Raw genomic sequence first — 26,782 nt, 5'->3', positions numbered from 1 at the left:
GTTGTTGGTTCTGCTGGCTGTGTGCCTGTTGTTTTCCAAGTGCAAGATGTGGTATCAAAACTTCTAGTTTCCCAACACGCTAATGCCGTTGTTGGTTCTGCTGGCTGTGTGCCTGTTGTTTTCCAAGTGCAAGATGTGGTATCAAAACTTCTAGTTTCCCAACACGCTAATGCCGTTGTTGGTTCTGCTGGCTGTGTGCCTGTTGTTTTCCAAGTGCAAGATGTGGTATCAAAACTTCTAGTTTCCCAACATGCTAATGCTGTTGTTGGTTCTGCAGGTTTATAGCAGGTTACAGCTAAACTTGTTTCTGAATTGTCATTTGAATTGCTCGCATTTCCTTGGGAAACATTTAGTGGAGGTGAAGAACAACCTCCACATAATAAAGGATTGGCAGCTGTAATATATACAATGTTTCCTATAATTCCATTGGCAACACTCACCACATTACCTCTTACAATAAGTAAAATATCTGAAACATCAAATGAACTAAATCCATCACCTGAATTTGTTAATTTTATTGTGTTTGCAGAACCAGTTGTTAAACTCAATTGATTCCAACGGGTATCGCTTCCTGAAGCAATCCCGATGATTTCAGCATTGGCACCGACACTAATAGTAATTCGTAATGAATTTTTAACTATTGTTCCATTCCCATAATTACCAACAGTGGCACTCAAAATTCCTGTAGAACTCTGCGCCACACTTGCGGGGCTCATTAAAATTCCAATTCCAGGATCTGCGTTGTTTTGTGAATATCCTTTTGGGACAATCATAAATACAGTAAAAAACAATAATATTAATTTATATAGTGCCTTCATATTCTTATCGTTTAGCGATGACATTTCTTTATGTGATTAACAATAATTGTAATTATTGAGCTTTAACAACAGTGTTATAGGTATTGTTATAATTATGAATATCTAATCCTGAACCATTTACGATAGTAACTGTAATTGGTTGGGAAGTTTGAGTTGGTACATCTGGTTTACGCGCTATAGTAAACCCAATAGCTGAAAATGCATTTGCTCCAATTATAATACCTGTTTTTAATGTCATTGTTATAAATAATCCATTTTCAGTTGTAACCCAATCAGTATTATTAACTGAAACACCACCATTCACATTAGAAGTACTAGTAGCGGCTCCATAAGTAATAAGGAATGCAGATTGTTTTATGATTTTAACGACTACTTGTCCGTCTGATGGCGCACCTTTGATTTCAGATATGTTTACAACAAAATCTTTTGTATCACCTGCAGCTACAAAGACTAAAGCATCAATATCTATTGTTGGAGTAAAGTCTGGTAATTCTTTGACAACTACTATCGAAACCATTGCTTGGCTACAATTAGTTGGATTTGATTTATCACAAATTTGGTAAGTCAAAGTATAAGTTCCTGATGGAGTATTTGGAGCTACAGTAATAGAACCATCAGCATTTAATGTCAAATTACCGTTAGGGGTAACAGTTGTCAAATTAATTTGACCTATACTAACAGCTGAACCATTTAAAGTATCATTTGTTAATACATTAACTACGTTAGTTCCTCCTGTCGTTCCGTTAATAGGTCCCGCTGTATCTTGATTGGTATCTATAATTATAGCTGAAACTACAATAGTAGAGGTTACCGTGTCACAATTTCCTGTATTATCTACCTCACAAATGGTATAACTGATTGGATAGCTTCCTGCTGGTGTGTTAGCCGCTACTGTTACAATTCCGGTAGCTGTATCTACTGTGATTCCTGCTGGAAGTGTTCCTGTTGTCATCGTTACATTTCCTGAAGCTGTTCCAATGGTTACTGCAAGACCACTTAAGGTGTCGTTTGAAGTCAAGGCGGTTGTAGTCCCTCCTGTGTTTCCATTGATTGCTGGAGTGGTTTCGGTTACTGCTGCTATTCCTGGTGCGATTACCGTTACATTACTTGTTACTGTACTACAATTTGTTGGATTTGAAACCTCACAGATCGTATATGTTATTGGATAACTGCCTACTGGTGTGCTTGATGCAACAGTGATTGTTCCATCAGCATTCATTGTTAATGGTCCGTTTGGTGTAGAAGTCAAAGTTACCTGTCCTGGAGCAGTTCCGATTACGGCTTGAACTCCGTTTAATTTGTCATTCCCAATTACACTTGGTGTGTTGGTTCCTGGTAATACACTTGGACTATCTGCTACTGCTGCTATTACTGGTGCTGTTACCGTTACATTACTTGTTACTGTACTACAATTTGTTGGATTTGAAACCTCACAGATCGTATATGTTATTGGATAACTGCCTACTGGTGTGTTTGATGCAACAGTGATTGTTCCATCAGCATTCATTGTTAATGGTCCGTTTGGTGTAGAAGTCAAAGTTACTTGTCCTGGGGCAGTTCCAATTACTGCTTGAACTCCGTTTAATTTGTCATTCCCAATTACACTTGGTGTGTTGGTTCCTGGTAATACAATTGGACTATCTGTTACTGCTGCTATTCCTGGTGCGGTTACCGTTACATTACTTGTTACTGTACTACAATTTGTTGGATTTGAAACCTCACAGATCGTATATGTTATTGGATAACTGCCTACTGGTGTGTTTGATGCAACAGTGATTGTTCCATCAGCATTCATTGTTAATGGTCCGTTTGGTGTAGAAGTCAAAGTTACTTGTCCTGGGGCAGTTCCAATTACTGCTTGAACTCCGTTTAATTTGTCATTCCCAATTACACTTGGTGTGTTGGTTCCTGGTAATACACTTGGACTATCTGTTACTGCTGCTATTACTGGTGCAGTTACCGTTACATTACTTGTTACTGTACTACAATTTGTTGGATTTGAAACCTCACAGATGGTATATGTTATTGGATAACTGCCTACTGGTGTGTTTGATGAAACAGTGATTGTTCCATCAGCATTCATTGTTAATGGTCCGTTTGGTGTAGAAGTCAAAGTTACTTGTCCTGGAGCAGTTCCAATTACTGCTTGTGCTCCATTTAAGGAATCATTCTCAATTACACTTGGTGTGTTGGTTCCTGGTAATACACTTGGACTATCTGCTAAAGCAGCTATTTTTGGTCTAGTCAAAGACGTAGAAGTAATACATTCTGGATTATTATAAATTATGCCTGAATAAGTATTAACCGCTCCGCCTGTAGAAAGCTGTCGGCCGGCGAGAAACACATCAGCTCCTGAACCACAAGCTCCACCATGAGAAAGAAATGTTCCTTTTAAAACAGCACCTGCTCCTATACTAATAGCACCAGTGGGAACTCCGGCTCCGCCAATCCAAAAAACATTACATCGACGTGCTCCATTAATCAAAATCATTTTTGCTTGTGCTGCTACTGAAAATGCCCCTGCAAACTTAAAAACAAATATTGAATTTGTATTATCTTGACCGTCTAAGACGAGAGTTCCTAATAAAGATCCAGCACCGTCTATGAAATAAACCCCAGCATTTATTGTTTCACCGCCTGGAGCAACACTTCCAAAAGAAGCCGCATGTGCAAGTACTTTAGGTAAAACACTCTCAGGTGTAGGTACTGTATTTGGCAGAGCCATAAGCTTAATATAAGCGTTATCTAAATCTATATTCGCTTGCGTTGTACTAGCATCCGCATTATGAATAGACCCGATAACAATGGAATCCTCAAAACCACTTACAGAGCCGGAATTTGTACCAATATTGCCATTAATACCAGATGTACTCGTATTTGGCACAGCACCAACATTAGTATAAAGGGCATAATTTGAGAGAACTCCTAAAACATCAACTGCAGGAGCGGCACTACAGCCAAAATCACAATTTATTGGAATTGTACAAGTACCAGGCGGCGGACTTGCTTTAGCACCAGCTCCATTAACTAACGCTCCCTGCATAGAAAGCATTCTTCCTTCAAGAACCGTATTTGCACCAAGACCAACTGCTCCTATTTTTGAAAATAAAGTACCTTTTAAATTACAATCTGCCGCAACAGAAATTGCTCCTTCAGCAATAAAAAAAACATTGCAAGATTGTGTTCCACCAGTTAAATTAATCACTGCATTTGCTCCTACGGTCATTGCTCCGTAAAATTTAATCACAAAGAAAGCATTAGGATTTCCTCCTCCATCAAGAGTAAGAGCTGCCCCTATAGATCCAGCGCCAGGTATGGAGTAAACTCCAGGCGTAATCGTTTCGCCTCCTCCAAAAGCGGCTGCATGGGTGGCCGGATGGTCAACATAAAGATCGTTAAGATGAATATACAACCTAAATAAATCAAATCTACACTGAAGAGTTACAGCATTGGCATTGTATGTGTTACCCGTAAAAGAGGGTGGCAAACCAAATCCGCTAATTATTCCAATATTTGTACCCGCATCGCCTGTCCATGTGGCTCCAGCTGCATTTGTAACAGCTCCCGCTCCTGTATAGCCTTCAAAAGATTCAAGTACACCTAGGTTAACTGTTTGACTAAAACTTGTATTTGAGAAAAGCAACAGCGAAATGGTTGCTATACTGAAGAGTAAATGTTTTTTCATAATAAATAATTTAATAGAGAATATCATGACAAAAAACTAACTACAACCAATGGGTTGTAATTAATGATACATTATACTGTAATGATTTCCCAACAAAGTACCCCTTTATAAAAACTAAGGGATTCAGTAGATATACCCTTTTATTTTTAAGATAAAATTAACAATCGGTAAAAATACGGATAGAAACGGTTCCAAATATTATTCAGTACCTAATTCATTTCAATCCTTATCGACCTACAAAGGCAACACAAAGTAGTTTTAAAAGTCGGAGAACTGCTTATTTTTTCTCCAATTTAGCCTGTTTTTATTAAAGACAAATTCGACAGGAAGCAAGAGAAAATGCTAGAGAATTGTTGCAATAATTTGTATCATGAACTATTCAATAAATAATAAAATGAATTGCGCAGAGTTAAAATATAATTTTTACTTATTGATTACCAACACATTAAACACAATTCACTATAGATTTATCAGTATTTTCGTCTTCTATTTTTTTTATTTTAATAGATCAAGATGTTTTAATAGTTCGCTTCTCTAGGAAAAGGGTTTTAGACTTCTCTAAAATAGGATTGCATTTACACTTGAATCCAGTATAGAAAGTTAGTGATTACTAAATGTGGGATGGTTATCCATTGTTCTTTAAGGTTTATAACAAGGAGATCGTTTAACATCGAAATGTTTTACATCAGCGGCAAGATTTGTATGACATTAAAACATTTAATTGTAAATCCTTATGGTAATTATTTAGTTATCAGATTAAGTGCCGCTTTTATTAGACTAAATAACTAAGTAGATATACTCTCTTTTTTTTGTAAAAAATAAAAACCCGTATAAATACGTAGTTTTTTTTACAAAAAAACCAAGTGACAACCAAACTTGAAGTCTGTTATGATCAGTATTTGGAAGCAATACTGACACGTTTTAAAAGTAAGTAAACCATGTGGTTTTTTCAATTTAACTTATTTCTATAAAGACAAATTTAACAGAAATCAAGTGAGTATCCTTGAGAATTGCGATAGAAATTTTCACTAAAACTTATTTATTATTCTATTATTATCAATCTATAACGAATAGCATACATGATAAGTTCAGCAATATTTTTGCTGTTTGTTTTTTCCAAAAGATTGGCTCTGTAGGTTTCAACTGTTCGCTGTCCCAAGCAAAGGGCTTGAGATGTTTCCAAAGTAGACTTACCTGTACAAATCAATTCCAGCACTTCAAGCTCGCGATTAGTTAGTTTGATGGGAGTGTTTTTTGTATTTTTAAATATAAATGGAGCTGAATTTTCAATATCTAATTTAGTGATATTGCCTACAATACTTGTTTGCCTATTATAGGTAATTACAGATCCAATTAATTCAACAAATACTGTATTTGAAGTTTTATGGATAGCTTCAAATTTCAGAGATATAGAACTTTCCAAATCTCTTAAACAACGATCAAAATCGTTTAAAATTTTTGTTTTATTACTGTTTTTATCATCGAGGAGTTTCTCAAAATTTATTGAAGAAAAATCATCATAATCATAACCGAAAATATTTGCTAAAGGGTTATTATAAAATATAAATTTGTCATTTTGATAAATGAAGATACCTAATGTTGGATGATTTATAAGCGCATTAAATTTTTCGTCATTAATTTGTTTAAGCGTATCATATTTAACGAGACGTGTATTGATAACTCTCAATAATTCATAAAAATTGAAAGGTTTAGTAATATAATCATCAGCACCTAATTTCATTCCTGCTCTAACATCTTCATTTTCAGTTCGAGCTGAAAAAAAAACTAAAGGAATAGTTGAAGTAGCCTTAATCTGCTTTATAGTTTTATAATAATCAAGTCCATTCATATTAGGCATAGATATGTCGCAAAGGATAAGGTCAGGCAAATGCTTTAAAGTTTGTTGAACTCCCACAAGTCCGTCCTCAGCGATAAAAACTTCAAAATTTTGTCCTTTAATAAATTCAGCTGTATTTTCTCTTAAGACAATATCGTCTTCTATAATAAGAATCTTTTTCATTTAAAAAAATTAGAATAATAACTATTTTAGTATTGGTTGAAAGAAACGGAGTCGATGTCTGTTCTTTTAGATTAAATTGAATATATTAAGTTTGTAAGTATGGTAATGTAATTGTAACAACTGTTCCTTTATCTACAACTGATTCAATTAACAATTTGCCTTTATGAAGATCAACGAATCTTTTAACAATAGATAAACCAAAACCAGTTCCTTGTACAGCTCCTCTGTTAGAAGCACGGTAAAAAGGATCTAATAAATATTTTATTTCCTCATAAGGTATTCCAATACCTTGATCCTTGATTGTGAATTCTATTTCTTCATTGTCTATTTCATTTAATTCGATGATAATATTTTTACTACTGTACTTTATGGAGTTAGAGATGATATTATTAAAAATGTGACGAATCATAATTGAATCCATATAATAGTTTTTAATATCTAAGTTCGATTTCAGTATTACTTTTTGATTGGTTACTGATACTCTTATGTTTTCTTCAATAATTTCATTTATGAGGGGAAGAAGTTGAATATTTGTAGGTCTAAAAAAAGTTTTGCTAGTTTGCTCTTCATCAATCAGAGAAACATCGTCGAGTAATGCTTTCGTATGTTGGACAGCATCAAATATCTGTTTAAACAATTTTTCTTTTTTATTCTTGTCCCAAATATCGTCATATATTTGCAATAGTTGAACACTGGAAAGTATTCCTGCTAAAGGGGTTCTGAATTCATGGGAAACAGTTGATATAAATTGAGACTTTAAGACATTGACTTCTTTCAATTTGTTATTTAATTGGACCAGTCGTTCTTCTTCAAGTTTCCTTTTTGAGATGTCGTTTATTGTAGAGATTAATAAGGCTTGTCCACTAATGGATAATGGACTGGTATACATTTCAATATCGCAAGTTTTACCAGAAGCTAGCTTATGAATAAATTGAAAATAAGATGGCCCAGTGATCGTGAATTTTTTCATCTCTTCCAATATTTGTTCTGATGGAAAAGTACTGATATCTGATAGGGTCATTAGTTTAAATTCTTCTAAGGAATAACCATAAAATTGTGCGGCGGCCGAATTAACATCGATGATCTTACCACTCATTGGATCTATTAGGAGTTGAGGAGTCTGATTTTTTTCGAACATGGCAAAATACAGCTGACTCCTTTCTTTTAATGCGAGATCTACTTTCTTACGATCGGAAATATCTCGGATGTGGCATAGAATAACTTTGTTTTCATCTACAATATATACATTACTTACAAACTCAACATCGATTGAATATCCCGCTTTTGTTTCCAATGGCATATCTTCAAATCGAATGTATTCTTTCTTTTGTAATTCTATAAAAGCCTCTTTGGAAGCCGCAATATTTTTAAAAACTCCAATTTCCCAAAGTTCTTTTCCTACCAACTCATCGTAATTAAATCCAATCAATTCAATCAGGAAAGGATTTGCATCAGTAATCTGACCTGTGATCGCATCAAGAATTAAAATTCCTTCTTTGGATGATTCAAATATTCGGTGCGAACGTGTTTCAGCATTTTGTACTTTTTCTACAGCTAATTTGCGATCAGTGATGTCTTGGATTACTCCAATCATGGAAAGTTCATTAGCTTCGTCATCAAAAATAATTTCTCCCCATCCATCTATCCATCTAATCTCACCGTCATTCTTGCGAATGATTCTGTATTCCTTGCGAAACAAGTTTTGATTTAGAATACATTCTTGTAAATAAAGCTCCATCATTTCTCTGTCCTGAGGATGAATAATATCTAACCACGTTTCTATAATATTTAAAGGTATGCTATCGTGAAATCCAAGAATAAATCGTAATTCTTGAGAAAATTCTAAAAAATTAGTAGATATATTAAATTGAAAGGAGCCAATGTTTCCAATTCTTTGAATTTCTTTAAAAATAGACTCCTTTTCTTGTAAAATATTTTTTAGAAACTTTATTTCGGTTCTATCAAGAGCAGTTATAAGGTATTGTTGTTCCTTTTCTAAAAACCTAACAGTTAAGTAAACTAATACATGTTTTTCTTTATTTATGGTTAGCTCAGTAACGCAAAAATTTTCTGTATTGGTTTCTTTTACTTTTAATAAAAAGGTATTGAAATTAGAAAGTTTTTTTTTAGTAATAAATTGACTGAAAGTAAAATTGAGTAAGTCTTCACCTGTTTTGCCCAGAAGAGCTAAACCGCTGTTATTGAATTTTACTATTTTGCCTCTACAATCAATAATAAAATACCCTACCAGGGAAAGATCACACAATAAATTTAGCTTTTGAGCAGCTATTTCTGCTTTATCTTTTGCTAATTGCAACTCTTGATTTTGTATTGTAAGCTCAATATTACGAGCTTTTAATTCCTCGATTAAATTCTGGGGTTTGGATTCGACCATAGCTCGTTTTAGGTATCCTAATTTGTTAGTATTTCCGTAGCTCCTTGCTTTAGAATATTAAATTTTCTGATCTTTTATTTTCTCTTTCTGAATTTAATATTTTAATTAAAATGGATGGTTATTTGTTTTTATGCAAAACATGACACTTTGGGCTCACGAGCAATTACTTGTATGATCCTTTTTATAATCAGGAGTATTTTTTTAGCATTAATTTTAGATTTTGATTTTGGTAAACATATATTAAAAAATATGAGGTTCGTCGAATTAAAAAAACAATCTGTTTAAAAGAGTTTTAAGTCCGACTAAGTACGTGTTTTATATTTCATAAAGTTTAATAAAATAATTTTATTAAATTTTGCATTTTTTATTTAAAAAATTTTAATGTTTAATGTTTTATTGAAAATAATTTAAAATTTAATTTACTTATGAGTTTAAAAAATAGGCACTAAGTATTAGTAATTTCAATGATCTATTTCTAATTTAAAGATGTTAATGGAAAGATTTTAGGCCGATAAAAGTAGAGCTAATACCTTTTCTACCACAATAAGTTAAGGCTGCATCTTTTAAATTAAGTCAATAAAGTAAAAATTATTAGATTACAATTTACTACAAAATCATGTATAAACTAAATAGGATTTTCCATCAATCCCCAACAGGACATCCAAACCAAATTCTTTAAGCCAATAAAAGCCAGACACTAGATATACTAAGCCAATATCTTCAAATCTTTCATGAAATTTATAGAAATTTGTCCCTTCGAGATCACAAGGTTAAAAGCTCATTTCTACGAAACATGCTTTTTTTGTATTACATAACCAGTTGAGTGATTATGTTCATTAAGCCTGATTGGATAAAACTTATAAAGAAATTTTTAAATATAATATATTCAAAATTTCTACTATTTTTGTACAAACAACTCCCATGAGTTATGTTATCTTTATAAGGATACTTTGTTTTGCGATAGTCTGTTTTAAATTGTACCATAATTGTACCACTGAAGTTTCAAACTCCATTGAAGTAAGGAAAGTTATTTTCTGCATCGAATGGCTATTGAATTAAAAACTTATTTCTTACATTTACATAGTTAAAAAAAGACATTGAAAGTCTAGTGACCCTATAGGTGACCCTGTTCTCAAGTAGTATATCGAAAACCCCTTATTTACTGGGATTATTATAAAGGCATCAGAGCCTCTTTCTCCGCAAAAGAAAAACCTAATTTTTTTTCATATTTTTATATATATTTTTTTCTATTACTCTAATCTCTAAAGTGTTCGACTATGAAAAGGAGTTCGACAGTCGAACTCTAACGGTTCTTTTAAAGACAACTTTTTATCTTTAAAAAACTTAGAATTATTGAAAAACGTTAAAAACAGTTAGGTAAATATTTTGAACTTAAAAAATAATCATTGAATTAAAAAAAAAAAATCAAATCACTTAAAATCAAATGATTATATTACAATTTTAAGCTGTCAAAAAAAGTTAATATAGGAATTAGGTGTTCGATTGTAGCCCCATCCACTCCACAAAAGGAAGGTGTCGAACACCTTCCTTTTTTACTTTTTAAAACACTTAAAATCAAATACTTATCTATTTAATAATTCCGAAATCGAAACAAATTCCTTAAATATACTAAAAAAATAAAAAGGAATCCGTTGGGAATCGAACACCTTAAAATACTAACAATCAAAGCTTAAAATATTAAAAAATAAGTGTTCGATCGAAATTTTTCAATCCCGCCCACTATCCTTATTTTTTTCATAGAATTCTTCAAGTTTCTTTCCCACAATAACTCGGATAAAACAATCAACTATAGCAGCACGTTTTTCCTTTGCTTTACTCTTTTTTTTTTACTTCCATCACTTTTTTGTGACCTATTAGATTTTTGTTTCTTAGTAAGACCATTAAATTAAATTGGAAAACTTATATTAAAGTTTTTAATTCAATTTAAATTGATCATTAAAGAATAATGATTTTTAGATTAACACTTATTTGATTAAAACAGTATCTAAATATTTATCTTCGAACAGGTATTTATACCTGCTTATTTATGTAAGCTAATTGATAAGTTTTGAAGCATTAATGAAATTTTAGGAATTACTGTTTTCCAAAAGGAAGCTATGAATTAAATACTATCATTTATTTTATTGTTTAAGTACAATTAAAGTAATCAAAATTCAATATGGCAAAAAGTAGAGGTTTCTCAATTTATTTATTAAAAGATATATTTTCACCAGAAATGCATTGAAAGATGTCAATAATCTTCAATTATTGTTGTAAGAAGGCACCAACCTTCATTTTAATGTAGTAATGCCGAAATAGTGTAAAAATAGTGCAATGCATTGGCTTATATTAAGCACATAATTCATATCTCGCGATACGACAATTAAAAAAAAAGGAGAAATTAAATGAAAATTTTTGTTAAAAAAAGTAAGTCGAATACAAAAAAGTAAGTCGAATAAAAATTTTTACATCTATTATTATCCATTCCCTCTTTTTATTATCGAAATTCAAAATTTCTTTTTGTAAATTATATAATGTATTAATAATCTTTACAATATGAAAAAAAATTACTTAATTAATTTTTTAATTTAGGTGGAACATAGAAATAGTTGCGAGGCTTTTCCAACCAATCAAGATAATTCGTGTCTTATTTTACAGCTTGTATTACCGTTGGTTCCTTACATTATTAATCATTTTCTTTTATTAGTATTATATATTAATTTTTGTTTTGTAATGGGATCAATCTATTATAAATGTGAATGAATTCGGTCTGATCTTTTCAACTTTTTCATTATTGAACTTTCTGATGGTAAAAAAAGATTTAAATCATTGTGTAAAAAAAATTATAGTAAGTTTGTAAATGAATCCCATTGAATTTTTTTAAAAGTAACAATAATGAGTTTAAAAGATTTATTAGACAGTAGTAAAGACAAAAGCCTTTCTGGACAAAAGTGGCATATGCTAAGACAAGCAATCGTAAAACGATTATTGTCTGCCGGTAATGCTACAATAGCAGAATTAAGCTCTGAACTACAATCTAGTGTCCCAACGGTAACTAAAGCGGTTAATGAATTATTGTCAGAAAGCTATGTGGTAGATCTTGGCAAAGTCACAAATAGCGGGGGAAGAAGACCATCACTCTATAGCATAAATCCAACTTGTGCTTATTTTTTAGGAGTCGAAGTTAGTTTAGCCAGTATGTCTATTGGTTTACAAAATATTACTAATGAATTTGTTAGTATTGAATTAGGCACTTCCTTTATTTTAGAGAATACGCAAGAGTCTCTTTTGACATTTTGCAATCTGATAAATTCATTTATAGAAGACAGTTCTGTCGAAAAAAAGATGATTGTGGGAGCTTGCATTAACTTTTCAGGTCGTATTAATTCGATGGAAGGATTTAGCTATAATTATTTCTTTAGCGAAAACAGACCTTTAACAGAAATTATTTCAGAACAATTAGACCTATCGGTTCACTTGGAAAATGATACCAGAGCCATGACTTTTGGCGAATATTCTGAAGGAGTGGTTGATGATGAACAGAATATAATATTTCTTAATTACAGTTGGGGTGTAGCTATAGGAATGATAACTGACGGTAAACTGTATTATGGAAAATCCGGTTACTCCGGGGAGTTTGGTCACAGTACTATCTTTGATAACGGAATTATGTGTCAATGTGGTAAACTTGGATGTCTGGAGACTGAAATTTCAGGATGGTCGTTAGTTAACCAATTCAAAGCTGCTCTAAAAGAAGGAAAACAATCAAAAGTAGTTCTTGATGAAAGTTCTCCTGCCTTGCAACATCATACCATTATTTCTGGAGCTTATAATTTAGAAGACACTTTATGTGTTGATTTGGTGACCAAGCAGAGTGAAAAAATGGGACGCTATTTGTCCATTCTACTCAATATATTTAATCCTGATTTATTGGTGATTGGTGGTGATTTTGCTCAATTAGGTGATTATACTCTTTTACCTATTCAGTCTGCATTAAAAAAATATTCATTAGGTTTAGTTAACCGGGATATGAAACTTAAAAAATCGACTTTAGGTCGTCGTGCGGGTGTTATTGGGGCCTGTTGCGTGATAAAACAAAAAATGTTATCTCCATTAATAAATAACTAGAAGTACTTCTAAATTTTAGTTATTAAAATAATTTAATAAGTATATTGTATTTATTAAATTTATTTATATATTTACAACGTGATAATAAATAACACGGGTAAATTCTATTTCAAATTGTTCTTTTATGCTAATTTTTTACTTTCTCTCCAACAAAAGAGTAAGAAAAATACTTTAGTTCAAAAGAAAAAATCCGTACAAAATTACTATTACAAAAAAGAGATTTCATCTTTTAAGAGGACTAATCTCTAAATGTATTTTGACTGTGGTGTTTTCTATTGCTATGATTTTTCAATTGATAAAAGATTGCCTTCTAAAAACTAAAGCTCGAATTCATATTCTTAAAATGGAAAGAAAATTTTAAGATTATTTATATAAAAAACAACAAAATTGGGAATACCCTTTTTTATAAAACATTCATTTGTTATCCATAAAAAAAGCCAGCACATGCTGGAAACATTGCTGGCTGGTTCTTCATAAAAGAACTGTGGTTGGAAAACAAATAAATAAACCAAGAAGGAAGAATTATTATTAACCTAACCATTACAAAAGTATGTATTTATTACCAAAAAGCAAGCCTAAAAATTATTGGCTGACCCCTAACTTCGGGAAAGCTATGAAATTAACATCCTTATTTCTAGTAGCTTTTACCGTACAAGCATCAGCTACAGTAGCGACACCGACGGTTCTTTTTTTAGAAAAAAATGTTAACATCGCAAAAGAAACGATCAAATTAGGTCTAATCCAAAAGAAAATAACAGGAAAGGTAACGAATGAAAAAGGAGAAACTTTACCTGGAGTAAATATTATTGCCAAAGGCACTACTATTTCAACACAAACCGATTTTGACGGAAATTTTGCATTTGAAGTTCCTGACAATGTTACAACATTAGTTGTTTCTTACATCGGACTTCAAGAACAAGAAGTAACTATTGGAAATATGCCTCTTACTATCGTTCTTAAAGAAGTAGGACAGCAAATGAATGAGGTTATTGTTGTAGGGTATGGTTCGCAAAACAGACGAACTTTAAGCACCTCAGTTTCTAAATTAGACAAAAAAGTTTTAGAAAATGTTCCTTATTCAAATGTGACACAAGCATTACAGGGAAATGTAACGGGTTTAGTGGTACGTACAGCATCAGGGCAACCAGGTAAAGCATCTAACATTTTAGTTCGTGGAGGTACTTCTATTGACAATCCAGCAGGCGCAACTCCTATGTATATTGTTGACGGAGTTATTCGTACTCAGATTGACGATATCAACTCTCTGGACATTGCCTCTTTACAAGTATTGAAAGATGCTGCAGCAACATCAATCTATGGAGCACGTGCTTCTAATGGTGTAATTATTATTACAACCTCGACTGGTAAAGCCGGTAAAACTAAAATTACTTATAATGTTTCTACGCAAAATAGTCAAGTAGGTAAAAAATATGACTTTTTAGATGGTGGAGACTATATTAGATTACAGCGTTTAGGTTTGTATAATGCTGCCGAAATTGCCGGACTTTCAACTACCACAGGTGTTGCGAGATTAGGACAATTAACAGGAGCTACTCCGGCCGGAACAGGAAATAACTTATTATCAAATACGCCATTTGCTACTTTGTTGAAATCGAATTTGGACGCACCCACTATTCAAGGTTTACAAGCTAAAGGTTGGCAAGAAATGACAGATCCTCTTAATGCTGCCAATACTATTATGTATAAAAGCACGGATTGGAATGATGTTTTATTTCAAAATGCAATTACACAAAATCACACTATAGGTATTAGTGGCGGTGGAGATACCGGTGTCTTTGATTTAAGTTTAGGGTATTTAAAAGGCGATGGTATCACTATTTTTACCGGGTACCAACGTTTTACCAGTAAATTGAATGCTTCATTGAAAGTAGCCGATAACTTCACTGTAAACGGTAGAGTATTATACTCTAAATCAAGCAATAATCAAGTCGTTGCCAATAGCGTTGTTTTCAACAGATATTTAGGAAACTCCCCTACAACAAAATTATACTTGGAAGATGGTGCTTTAGCTCCAGGCCAAAACAACATCAACGGAAATCCGTTATACCAAATGGGTAAAGTGAAAGGGATTAATGAGAATAATAAATTACAGATGGGTGTTGATGGTGATTTGAAAATCACTAAAGATTTTAGCTTCACTCCTTCATTATCGCTTTACAGCGAAAGTGACAACAACAATACTTTTCAACAAGCTTTTTTAAGTGGGAACAATGGTTTAGTTGACAATACGCGTACAGCCACTAGAACAAGCAACCAATTGACTCAATATCAATACGAAGGAGTGTTAAATTATGTTAAACCATTGGATAACCTAGGTGCTTTTGATGCAAAATTAGGAGTCTCTAAATTTGAAAGAACCATAAAAACATTTAATGCTTCTGGAAAAGGAAGCCCTTCGGATCTTGCTCAAACTTTGGATTCATCACCTATACCGGTTTCTGTATTTAGTAACAATACAAAGTTAGTATTGAATAGTGTTTTTGGTCGTGTAAATTACGATTACAAAAGCAGGTATTTTGCAACAGCGTCATTCCGTTATGATGGTGCTTCAAGTTTAGGTCCGGATCAAAAATATGGTTTTTTTCCAGGATTATCTGTAGGTTGGAATGCACATGAAGAGAATTTTTGGAAATCAATGCCCGAAGCTGTTTCTTCTTTCAAACTTCGTGGAAGTTATGGAGTAAACGGGAACTTAGGTACATTGGGTGATTTTCAAGCAGGTGGATTATATTCCGGTTCTGCTAACGGATTTGCCAACAGTTACAATGGTCAATCTGCAATTATAAATTCTCAAATTGCAAATCCAGGTTTGAAATGGGAGCAATCACAAACTTTAAACGCCGGTTTTGATTTGGGTATTCACGACAACAGAATTAGAATAATTGGAGATTTTTATAACAAATTAACATCTGATTTATTGACTAATTTGACTCTTCCTTCTAATAGTGGTTTCTCTACAGTACTAACAAACTTAGGCGGACTAAGAAGTAAAGGTTTTGAATTAGAATTAAATGCTAATGTTTACAACAAAAATGAGTTGAAAATTAACTTTGGTGCTAATGTTTCGCACAATACAAATGTAATTGAGAAACTTCCTTCCAATGGAAATTTAAACAATAGAATTGGTGGAACAGAAATCTGGGATGCAGCAAGCGGAACATATAAGTATGTTGGGGGTTTACAAGAAGGTCAAAAAATTGGTGATTTTTATGCTCATAAACAACTATACATTCTTTCTACAAAAGCAGAAGCAGATGCTTATAACTTAACAACACATGACAATTATGTAACTAAAACTGCTGCCGCAGGTGGTAATCCAACCGGTAAGAAATTTGCTGGAGATGCTGTATTTGAAGATACAGATAACAATGGTATAATTGATAGCAGGGACAGAACTTTCATGGGTAATATGTTTCCTAAATTTGTAGGAGGATTTAATTTTGATGTTAATTACAAAGGACTTTCATTGACCGTAAGAACTGATTACTCTTTAGGAGCTACAATTTACAATGAAGCCAGAGCGCGTTTTGTAGGACAATTTCAAGGAAATTACGGTTTATTGGCCGAAAGTTTACAATCTTGGCAAAATGAAGGTGATATTACCAATGTACCTCGTTACCGTTGGGCTGATCAAACAAACCAAAACAACTTATTCCGTTCTGAAGCAAGTGGTGCAGGTTATAATACCAATATGTTTCAAGGAAATAGCCGCTACTACGAAAGTGGAGATTATCTATGTATAAGAGAAATTACAGTGAGCTATACAATTCCTAAATCAATAATTGACAAAGTTAAATTAGCATCGGTACGTGTTTATCTAACAGGAAGTAATTTACATTATTTTACTAAATATAGCGGTTTAAGCCCAGAAGTACAAGGAATTGATGGCGGGTCAAGTCTTGGATTAAATGATGCTGGAGCAAAAGGTACTTATCCTGTTCCAAAAAACTTCATCCTTGGTTTAAACATTGGTTTGTAATTTTTAATAATAAATATCATGAAAAAGAAAATTCTTTTATACTCTATACTTTTTACAGGACTTTCACTATTCAGTTCGTGTGAAGACGATTTAAACTTACAATCTGAAAGCGTAATTACTTCTGCCAGTTTTTGGAAAACAGAAGATGATGCTAAAGCAGGTGTAAACGGCATGTACTTCAATTTTAGAACCCAAACGCAACAAAATTATTATCTTTTGGGAGGAGCAAGAAGTGCTGAAATAACAAGTGGTATTCAATCACCTCTTAATTTGGCAAATTATTACAATAACAACTTAACTGCACAGAATATTGATGTGGATTGGGCTGGTTTGTATACCGTAATTCATCAGGCGAATTTGGTTTTGAAATATGTTCCGACTATCCAATTTAGTCCAACAACTGTAAATGAGCAAAAGAGATATATCGCGCAAGCATATTCTATGCGTGCTTTGGCTTATTTCATCATGGCCCGTTCTTGGGGTGGTGTGCCAATAGTAACTACACCAACAGAAAACACCAATCAATCCGAATATATTGTTCCGCGTAATACAATTGAAGAAACTTTTGCATTCATTAAGTCCGATATTGAATCAGCTATTGCTAATTATCCTGATGCGACAAATAATAAAACGCAACTATCCTTGACATCAACTTATGCCTTAAAAGCGGATGTGAATTTATGGACAGCGAAACAATTAGGTGGTGGAAGTACTGATTTAAACACAGCTTTGGCTGCAATTAACGCTATTCCTACTGCACCTTCTTTATTACCAAATTTCAAAGACGTATTTGGTTACACCAATAAAGGGAATACTGAAGTACTTTTTGCGGTTAGATATTCATTGACGGATGTACCGTCTGCGCTATCTGACAATTGGAATTCTTTCATGTTTGTTGGACCAAGTGACTTTGCCCCCCTAACAGCAGCGACAGCAACAGCAACTTTTGGAACCTTGGGAGTTGGTACAGGAAATGCAGGTATTTCAAGAGTACAACCAGATATTACTCGTTTCAACTTTAGCAGTACAGATACCAGAAAAACAGCGACTTATTTAACTTTATACAATGGAGCAACTCCGGTAGTAACAGGTTTAGTAAAATACAATGGAACAGTTGATGGTGCTACCAGAAGATTTGTGAGCGATATCATTATATATCGATGGGCTGACATCTTGTTAATGAAAGCAGAAATTAAAAATGCTTTAGGTCAGGACCCATCTTCAGAAATGAATCTGGTAATGCAAAGAGCTGATGCTTCTTCCTCATTTACAAATGGCTCTCAAGCTGCTAATGACAATCTTATTTTAAATGAACGTTTGAAAGAATTAGCTTTTGAAGGAAAAGCATGGTGGGATTTAGTTCGTTTCAACAAAACGAATCTTGTACCTTCTATGGCAGGTAAAAAAATATTGTTTCCAATATCTCAAAATACCATTAACTTTAATCCTAAAATCACTCAGAATCAATAGTAAAAAACTGGATTTAAGCAGTATAGTTTAAATAATAAGCCGGGAATATTTACGTTCCCGGTCTATTTAAACAACATAAATAAAAGACAATTTAAAAAAATACCTCATGAAAATTGAACATTTACAAGGGCTTATCTCAGCTCCTTTTACACCATTTAATAACAATGGAAAATTAGATGTTAGTCTAATTCCGGCTTACTATACTTTTCTAAAACAAAACGGAATAACTGGTGCTTTTATTAATGGCTCTACAGGAGAAGGTGTTTCTATTACATTAGAAGAGAAAAAAGCGGTTGCTCAAGCTTGGGCGGATTGTTCCAATCACGATGCTGATTTTAAAGTAATGGTATTCTTAGGTGGAACTTGCCTAACCGATTGCATTGACTTAGCAAAACATGCTTATGAAATAGGATTGTATGCTGTTTCTATGACCGCTCCGTTTTATTTCAAGCCAGCCAATGTTGATATGTTAGCTCAATCTTGCATAGAAGTGGGTAAAAGTGTTCCTAATATGCCTTTCTATTACTACCACATTCCAGTATTGACAGGCGTGAACTTACCAATGTTTGATTTAGTACAAGCGTTAGACGGAAAGCTTCCTAATTTTGCAGGAGTAAAATATACGCATGAAGATTTCATGGATTTCCAAAGTTGTATGAGTTATGAAAATGGGAAATTCGACATGCTTTGGGGACGCGACGAGAATATGTTATCAGCATTAGTATTAGGAACGAAAGGTGCTGTAGGAAGTACATTCAATTATGCGGCTCCATTGTATTATGATTTGATAGCTGCATTCAATGCCAATGATTTAGTTACAGCGCGTGCTTTACAGCAAAGATCAATCAACATGATTCGTTTATTGGGTAAATACGGTGGAATTTCAGTAGGAAAAGCCTATATGAAAGTCGTAGGATTTGATTTAGGTGAATTTAGATTACCTGTCAAAAACATGAGTGCTGACCAATTTGAATTGTTCAAAAAAGATGTAGAAAGTCTAAATTTTGAAGATTTCAAATCAAAATAGCTAGTTCGTTTATTTCAAAACAAGCACTATGAACAAATCTATTTTTCCTCTAATTCTCTCCTTACTCATTATGCCGACAACTGACGCCCTTTCTCAAAAAAAAGCTGTAAACCATGTGGAATGGAAAATGGCAGCGCAACTACAAAATACTGATGGAAGTACATCACTAGGTTTTGCAGGTCCGATTAATGGTATAAGTAACGATGTTTTAATAGTTACCGGAGGAGCTAATTTTCAAGATAAAATGCCTTGGGAAGGTGGAAAAAAGCATTATTCAAAAGAAATTCATGTATTGCAGCAATGCAACGATACCTTTAGCTGGAATAAAAAAGTACAAAGTACATTGCCGGAACCTATCGCCTATTGTGGTTCTACTTCAACTGATTTAGGAGTGGTATATGTAGGGGGTGAAAATGAAAATGGACTTTCGAATAAAGCTTTTATTCTAAAATGGAATGCTGCTGCAACTGAGGTTGAAGCCACTTCCCTACCTGATTTTCCAGTACATAGTACCAATATAGCGCTAACACATATAGAAAATATAGTGTATGCCATTGGCGGTGATGAAACTACTAAATCTTCTGATTTATTTTTAAGTCTTGATTTAAAAAGTTCTAATCCAGAGTGGAAAACATTACCCAAATTACCCATCGCTTTGGCTAATTCGGTTGCGGTGGTTCAAAAAGATAAGGATGGAACCAGTATTTATGTGATTGGTGGAAGAACAAAAACTGCGTCAGGAATAAGTGATTTGCACAATACTACTTTTGCTTTTAACGTAAAAAAACAAATCTGGGAAAGTCGTGCAAACATATCCGATGGTAAAAACACAACTAACTTTTCAGCGGGTGCAGGTGTGGCTGTAGGGAATCATTTAATCTTGATTGTTGGTGGTGATAATGGAGAAATTTTTCATAAAATCGAAAGTTATTTATCCCAAATTGCAAAAACTAATTCTCCTGAGGAAAAGGCTAAACTAGTTGTAGAGAAAAATATATTGAACACTAATCATGACGGTTTTTATAAAGGGATTTTATTATACGATACTCTGACTAATTTCTGGTCCAAGATTGGCGAACTGCCCTTTCTTGCCCATGTGACGACCACTGCTGCGATGTGGAATGATAAAATTATTTTGTCAAATGGGGAAATAAAACCTGGAATTCGTACTCCTGATGTCATGTTGGGAACTATAAAATAATTATACAAATAATTGGTTTTAACTACTTTTTGATATCGGAAAAGAAGATAAAACTAAAAAAAATAAAACATGAAAAACACGAAGTATTATCCTTGGGTAGTAGTAGGCTTGTTATGGCTTGTAGCATTACTAAACTATATGGACAGACAAATGCTGGCAACAATGCGTCCTTCAATGGAAACAGATATTCCTGAATTAGTATCCGGTGAAAACTTTGGACGTTTAATGGCTATTTTTCTTTGGATTTACGCTTTAATGAGCCCAATATCTGGAATTATAGCGGACAAATTAAACAGAAAATGGCTTATTGTAGGCAGTTTATTTGTTTGGTCAGCAGTCACTTATGCAATGGGTTATGCAACAACTTACAATCAGGTGTATTGGTTAAGAGCCTTGATGGGAGTAAGTGAAGCACTATATATTCCTGCCGGTTTATCATTAATAGCCGATTATCATCAGCAAAAAACAAGATCTCTTGCAATTGGTATTCATATGACAGGTCTGTATGTGGGTTCCGCGTTAGGTGGTTTTGGAGCTACTATTGCCGCTGCCTATTCTTGGCATACTACTTTTCATTATTTTGGAATAATTGGTGTTTTTTATGCTTTCATTTTGGTTTTCTTTTTAAAAGAGAAAAAAGTTTTTGAAATAAAAACTATTGATTCCGATTTGATGCCAATAAAAGAAAAAAGTTCGCTCTTCAAAGGCATGGCTTTGTTATTCACAAACATCTCTTTTTGGGTTATCTTATTCTATTTTGCTATAATAAGTTTACCGGGCTGGGCTACAAAAAACTGGTTGCCTACACTGTTTTCAGAAAACTTAGGAATTCCTATGGAGGAAGCAGGTCCGCTAGCAACCATCGCTATCTCTTTTTCATCCTTATTAGGCGTAATTTTTGGTGGTATTTTATCTGATAAATGGGTCCAAAAAAATATAAAAGGCAGGGTTTATACGAGCGCAATTGGTCTCAGTTTAACCATTCCTGCTTTGTTGCTAATTGGTTTTGGACATTCCTTATTCAATGTGGTAGGTGCCGCGCTCTGTTTTGGTATTGGTTACGGAATGTTTGACGCTAATAACATGCCAATTATATGTCAATTTGTTTCTTCAAAACACCGGGCGACGGCCTATGGTGTCCTAAATATGACCGGAGTTGGTTGTGGAGCATTAGTAACTTCTCTTTTAGGTAAATCCTCAGATAGTGGAACTTTAGGCTCCGGTTTTGCTCTGATGGCGGGGGTTGTTATAATTGCATTAGTAGTCCAAATCAGTTTTCTGCGTCCAAAAGTGAATGATTTTGTCGATGCCTAAAATACAATAGTATTGTTTACTAAGTTCAAAAATTTGTTTTAAGTTGGGTTTGGTTTTTATCTGTTAAGGCGGAGCTTATGTTCCGCCTTGGGGATAATCTATGCCTATTTTTAATCATTTCTGGAAAAATAAAAACATAAATACGATGAAAAGGAATCTATTTTTAATAATCTTTTTGATTTCAATCTTATTTCATTTTAAGTCAGTTGCACAAAAAGCAATACTCAAAGTAGCTTGTATTGGAGATTCCGTTACTGCGGGTTATCTCTTATCTGATGCTGCAAATGAATCCTATCCTTCGCAACTTCAAATCCTGCTGGGTGGACAATATGAGGTGAAAAATTTTGGACATAGCGGAGCAACTCTTTTGAAAAAAGGAAGCACACCTTATTTTAAAACCAAGGAATGTGCCGATGCCATTGCATACAGCCCTGATATTGCCATTATTCATTTGGGTTTAAATGATACCGATCCCAGAAATTGGCCTAATTATAATGCTGAATTCGATGCCGATTACAGTTGGCTAATAGACACCTTAAAAAAGCAAAATCCAACAGTTAAAATTTACATCTGTAGATTAACGCCAATATTTAATGAGCATCCTCGGTTTAAATCGGGAACCAGAGATTGGTTTTGGCAAATTCAATCTCATATCCCCAAGATTGCTAAAGCAAATCAAGTTGGTTTAATTGATTTACATGAAAAGTTATATCCTCGCCCCGATCTTTTTCCTGATGCTTTACATCCAACGAAAGAGGGAGCAACTATTCTGGCCAAAACCGTTTATGGAAATATCACTCAAGATTTTGGTGGATTAAAATTAGCAGGTGTTTTCACTGACAATATGGTTTTGCAACGCAATCAACCCATTCCAGTTTATGGAACGGCTAACGGTGGAGAGCAAATTGAGGTGACTTTTAACCAACAAAAAAAGACTGTAATTGCCGACGAATATGGAAAATGGAAAATTAGTTTTCCTGCCTTGAAACAAGGCGGACCTTATAAAATTACTATTCAATCTACAAGAAGAAACATTGTTTTAAAGAACATTTTAATTGGCGATGTTTGGTTTTGTTCCGGTCAGTCAAATATGGCATTTCAACTTCAAAATTCAGAAAATGGTTCGGCAGAAGTAAAAAAAGCAATCGCCAATACTACTATTCGGTTATTCAATGCTAAAGCAAATCGAGAAACTGATGAAACGGCTTGGGATTCTATCACTTTGGCGAAAACCAATCAGCTGCAATTCTTTTCAGGAAGTTGGTCAGTATGTGATTCGATAAGTGTCAAAGATTTCTCGGCCATTGCCTATTACTTTGGCAAAAACATCACTCGCGAAGAAAATGTACCCGTGGGTTTAATTCAAGTTGCCGTTGGCGGATCACCAATAGAATCCTGGATTGACAGATATACCTTGGAACACGACGATAAAGTAGTTGATGTATTAACCAACTGGCGTAAATCGGATTTCATAATGCCCTGGGTCAGAGAACGTGCCAATTTAAATTTGAAAAATGCAACAAATCCAAAGCAACGTCATCCCTATGATCCATCTTATAATTTTGAAGCTGGAGTTGAAGCCTTTACAAAATTCCCAATAAAAGGTGTGATTTGGTACCAGGGTGAAAGCAATGCCCATAATGTGGATTTATATGAACATCTAATGCCAAAATTAGTAGAAAGTTGGCGCAAATCTTGGACTTCTAATCTGCCTTTCTATTATGTACAATTATCAAGTATTGATCGACCAACGTGGCCTGCTTTCAGAGATATGCAAAATAGATTGCAAAATAAGATTTCAAATAGCGGTATGGCAATTAGTATGGATTATGGGGATTCTCTTAATGTACATCCCATTAAGAAAAAAGAAGTGGCCGATCGTTTGGCACTTTTGGCCTTGCGGTACACCTATGGAAAAGCTATAGTAGCAAATGGTCCTTCCGCTTTGAAAGCCATACAAAAAGGCGACAGCATTCTAGTTTCATTTGCTTCTGCAAAACAATTAGCAACTTCAGATAAAAAAGAACTATTTGGTTTTGAATTGGTAAATGACAAAGGAATTCACATTCAAAGCAAAGCAGTTATCGTGAAAAATCAAGTACTGATTACTCTTCCGAAAGGAGAAAAAATAAGAACGGTTTTATATGTATGGAAACCTTTCACTAAAGCCAATTTAGTGAATGAAGCAGGACTTCCATGTTCCACTTTTAAACTAGAATTGAATTCTGCCACTGAAAACTAAAAAAAGTCAAATCCATTATTTATTGACTAAACGAGATAAAAAATAACATCTAGTACAACATAAAAAATACTAGTTACAAAACATATATTAAAAAATGAGCTATTCAAAAACAGATCTTCTCAGCTTAAAAGATTTTTATCAGAATCAATTATTAAATGATACCGTACCATTTTGGTTTCCACGCTCTATTGATACCGAGTTTGGTGGTTATTTATTAATGCGTGATGAAGACGGTAGTTTACTTGATGACGACAAAGCCGTTTGGATACAAGGGCGTGCCGCTTGGTTATTGGCTACACTTTACAATACAGTCGAACCAAAACAAGAATGGTTAGAAGGTTCTAAGACAGGTATCGATTTTTTAAACAACCACTGCTTTGATTCAGATGGACGAATGTTTTTTCACGTAACACGTGACGGACAACCCATACGCAAACGTCGTTATTATTTTTCAGAAACTTTTGCGGTCATAGCAATGTCAGCTTACGCCAAAGCAAGTGGAGATGAAACAGCTGCCGAAAAAGCGCGTTTTTTATTTGGAAAATGTATCGAATATTCCACTACATCTGGTTTATTGGAACCTAAATTCACCGCTACCAGACCGTCAAAAGGAATTGGAACTCCAATGATTATGATAAATACGGCACAACAGTTACGGGAAAATATTGGTGACCCACGTTGTGATGAATGGATTGATAAATGGATTACTGAGATTGAAACCGATTTTGTAAAAGATGATATTAAATGTGTGATGGAACAGGTGGCTTTGGATGGTTCAATTATAAATCACATTGACGGTCGCACACTAAATCCCGGTCATGCTATTGAAGGAGCTTGGTTTATTTTACATGAAGCAAAATATCGTAAAAATGATCCTCATCTGATTGAATTGGGCTGCAAAATGCTTGATTATATGTGGGAACGAGGATGGGATAAAGAGCATGGTGGTATTTTATATTTTCGTGACGTATATGATAAGCCAGTACAGGAATACTGGCAGGACATGAAATTCTGGTGGCCTCAGAACGAAGTCATTATTGCAACACTTTTGGCCTACACTATGACTGGTGATGAAAAATATGCAACTTGGCACAAGATGGTTCATGATTATGCTTACAGTAAATTTCATGATGCAGAAAACGGAGAATGGTATGGATATTTACATAAAGACGGAACTATCGCCCAAAAGGCAAAAGGAAATATGTTCAAAGGACCCTTTCATTTGCCAAGGCAGGAATGGTATTGTTTGCAACTGCTTAATGAGTATTTAGAAGACAGCAAGAATACTATCAGTGGTAAATTAGATAAAACACACTTGAATTTATAAAAGATGAAAAAAGCTATTGTTAATGGAATTGTACATACTGGCGAAGAAATAAATAATGATGTCATTATTGTAGAAAATGGAATAATTATTTCTATTCAAAAGGAAGTTCCCAACATGCTTCCTCAAATTGATTTGAAAGGAGAACACATTTCCGCCGGTTTTATAGACATCCAAATAAATGGTGGTGAGCAGCTTTATTTCAGCCAAAATCCTACCGAAGAAACCATTCAAGATATTTATCAAACTAGTTTGAAATATGGAACCACTCAAGTACTTCCATGCCTGATATCATCTTCAAAGGAAACTATTCTTCAGGGAATTGAAGCCATTCGCAATTACAAAGAAAAATTCAATAACGGAGTATTTGGAATGCATTTGGAGGGTCCATTCTTAAATCCTTTAAAACGAGGGGCTCATAGTATTGATCAGGTTCGCAAACCGACCAATTCCGAATTAGAAGAAATTATACGTTATGGAAAAGATATTATAAAAGTAATAACGATTGCTCCGGAATGTTTTACAGACGAGCAGTTGGATATGCTATTAGAAAGCGACATCGTCATTTCGGCAGGGCATTCTACCATGACCTACAAAGAAGCACAATATTACTTTTCTAAAGGGATTAAATTGGTTACCCATTTGTTTAATGCGATGACTCAATTTGGGCATCGGGAACCCGGTTTAGTTGGCGCAACATTCGAAAATGAATCTGTTTATGCTCCTGTTATTTTAGATGGAGCCCATTGTGATTATGCCGCTGCAAGAGTAGCCTACAAACTAAAGAAAGATAAATTTTTTTTAATTAGTGACGCTGCTTTTTTAGGACGTAAAGTTTCCAGTTTCGAATGGGAGAATTTTAATGCGCATCTTGATAATGGTTTTTATAGAAATGATGAAGGCAATCTAGCCGGTGCTAGTATTTCAATGAAAGAAGCAGTTCAAAATGCTTTCAATAATTTGAATATATCTGCTGATGAAGCGATTAAAATGGGCACTTGTCGAGTAGCAGCCGCTATTAATATGGAAAATCAGTTGGGAAAAATAAAACCCGGATTTCCGGCAAGTTTTATCACATTCAATGATAATTTGTCAAGAATAGAAACCCTAAATTATAATCCGATTTAAACAATCCATATTAAAAAAACAACTAAACAA

13 protein-coding genes are annotated in these 26,782 nt (G+C 33.9%); 9 read left to right on the top strand and 4 right to left on the bottom strand.

What is annotated here, in order from left to right; all coding sequences use genetic code 11:
* The 4 genes from ACNQF8_RS10315 to ACNQF8_RS10300 form a co-directional block, all read right to left on the bottom strand.
* On the bottom strand, nt 1–818 hold an 818-nt coding region (locus ACNQF8_RS10315), incomplete at its 3' end, for a hypothetical protein (RefSeq protein WP_417983503.1).
* Between the two features lie 52 nt (nt 819–870).
* Entirely contained in the window at nt 871–4,503 is a 3,633-nt protein-coding gene (locus ACNQF8_RS10310; protein WP_417983501.1) for an ice-binding family protein, read from the bottom strand.
* A 1,042-nt stretch (nt 4,504–5,545) separates the two neighbouring features.
* On the bottom strand, nt 5,546–6,523 hold the full coding sequence (locus ACNQF8_RS10305; RefSeq protein ID WP_417953281.1) for a response regulator: 978 nt from the start codon (nt 6,521–6,523) through the stop codon (nt 5,546–5,548).
* Nucleotides 6,524–6,608: 85 nt separating this feature from the next.
* On the bottom strand, nt 6,609–8,918 hold the full coding sequence (locus ACNQF8_RS10300) for a PAS domain S-box protein (RefSeq protein ID WP_417953282.1): 2,310 nt from the start codon (nt 8,916–8,918) through the stop codon (nt 6,609–6,611).
* A 2,895-nt stretch (nt 8,919–11,813) separates the two neighbouring features.
* Between ACNQF8_RS10300 and ACNQF8_RS10295 the strand changes: the two genes are divergently transcribed.
* The 9 genes from ACNQF8_RS10295 to nagA all read left to right on the top strand — a co-directional run bounded on the left by ACNQF8_RS10295 (nt 11,814) and on the right by nagA (nt 26,752).
* Nucleotides 11,814–13,046, top strand: coding sequence for an ROK family protein (locus ACNQF8_RS10295; protein ID WP_417953283.1), 1,233 nt, complete (start codon nt 11,814–11,816; stop codon nt 13,044–13,046).
* 613 nt (nt 13,047–13,659) lie between these two features.
* Nucleotides 13,660–17,046: a SusC/RagA family TonB-linked outer membrane protein gene (locus ACNQF8_RS10290; protein WP_417953284.1), complete on the top strand. Its 3,387-nt coding sequence runs from the start codon at nt 13,660–13,662 to the stop codon at nt 17,044–17,046.
* An 18-nt stretch (nt 17,047–17,064) separates the two neighbouring features.
* A complete protein-coding gene (locus ACNQF8_RS10285; RefSeq protein ID WP_417953285.1) occupies nt 17,065–18,516 on the top strand; it encodes a RagB/SusD family nutrient uptake outer membrane protein in 1,452 nt (483 codons plus the stop codon).
* Between the two features lie 106 nt (nt 18,517–18,622).
* Nucleotides 18,623–19,543, top strand: a complete 921-nt coding sequence (locus ACNQF8_RS10280) for a dihydrodipicolinate synthase family protein (RefSeq protein ID WP_417953286.1) — start codon at nt 18,623–18,625, stop codon at nt 19,541–19,543.
* A 28-nt stretch (nt 19,544–19,571) separates the two neighbouring features.
* The gene (locus tag ACNQF8_RS10275) at nt 19,572–20,744 is read left to right on the top strand and encodes a galactose oxidase (RefSeq protein ID WP_417953287.1); all 1,173 of its coding nucleotides are present in this window, start codon (nt 19,572–19,574) and stop codon (nt 20,742–20,744) included.
* Nucleotides 20,745–20,813: 69 nt separating this feature from the next.
* Nucleotides 20,814–22,058: an MFS transporter gene (locus ACNQF8_RS10270; RefSeq protein WP_417953288.1), complete on the top strand. Its 1,245-nt coding sequence runs from the start codon at nt 20,814–20,816 to the stop codon at nt 22,056–22,058.
* A gap of 145 nt (nt 22,059–22,203) precedes the next feature.
* Nucleotides 22,204–24,300: a GDSL-type esterase/lipase family protein gene (locus tag ACNQF8_RS10265; protein ID WP_417953289.1), complete on the top strand. Its 2,097-nt coding sequence runs from the start codon at nt 22,204–22,206 to the stop codon at nt 24,298–24,300.
* A 94-nt stretch (nt 24,301–24,394) separates the two neighbouring features.
* Nucleotides 24,395–25,627, top strand: a complete 1,233-nt coding sequence (locus ACNQF8_RS10260) for an AGE family epimerase/isomerase (RefSeq protein ID WP_417953290.1) — start codon at nt 24,395–24,397, stop codon at nt 25,625–25,627.
* A 3-nt stretch (nt 25,628–25,630) separates the two neighbouring features.
* Nucleotides 25,631–26,752: an N-acetylglucosamine-6-phosphate deacetylase gene (gene nagA, locus ACNQF8_RS10255; protein ID WP_417953291.1), complete on the top strand. Its 1,122-nt coding sequence runs from the start codon at nt 25,631–25,633 to the stop codon at nt 26,750–26,752.
* The last annotated feature ends 30 nt before the right edge of the window (nt 26,753–26,782 follow it).

The organism is Flavobacterium labens (genome assembly GCF_048286755.1).
In the GTDB taxonomy this organism is placed as follows: domain Bacteria; phylum Bacteroidota; class Bacteroidia; order Flavobacteriales; family Flavobacteriaceae; genus Flavobacterium.
Note: the sequence above shows the minus strand (reverse complement) of the source record. Positions and strands in the feature narration are given on the sequence as shown.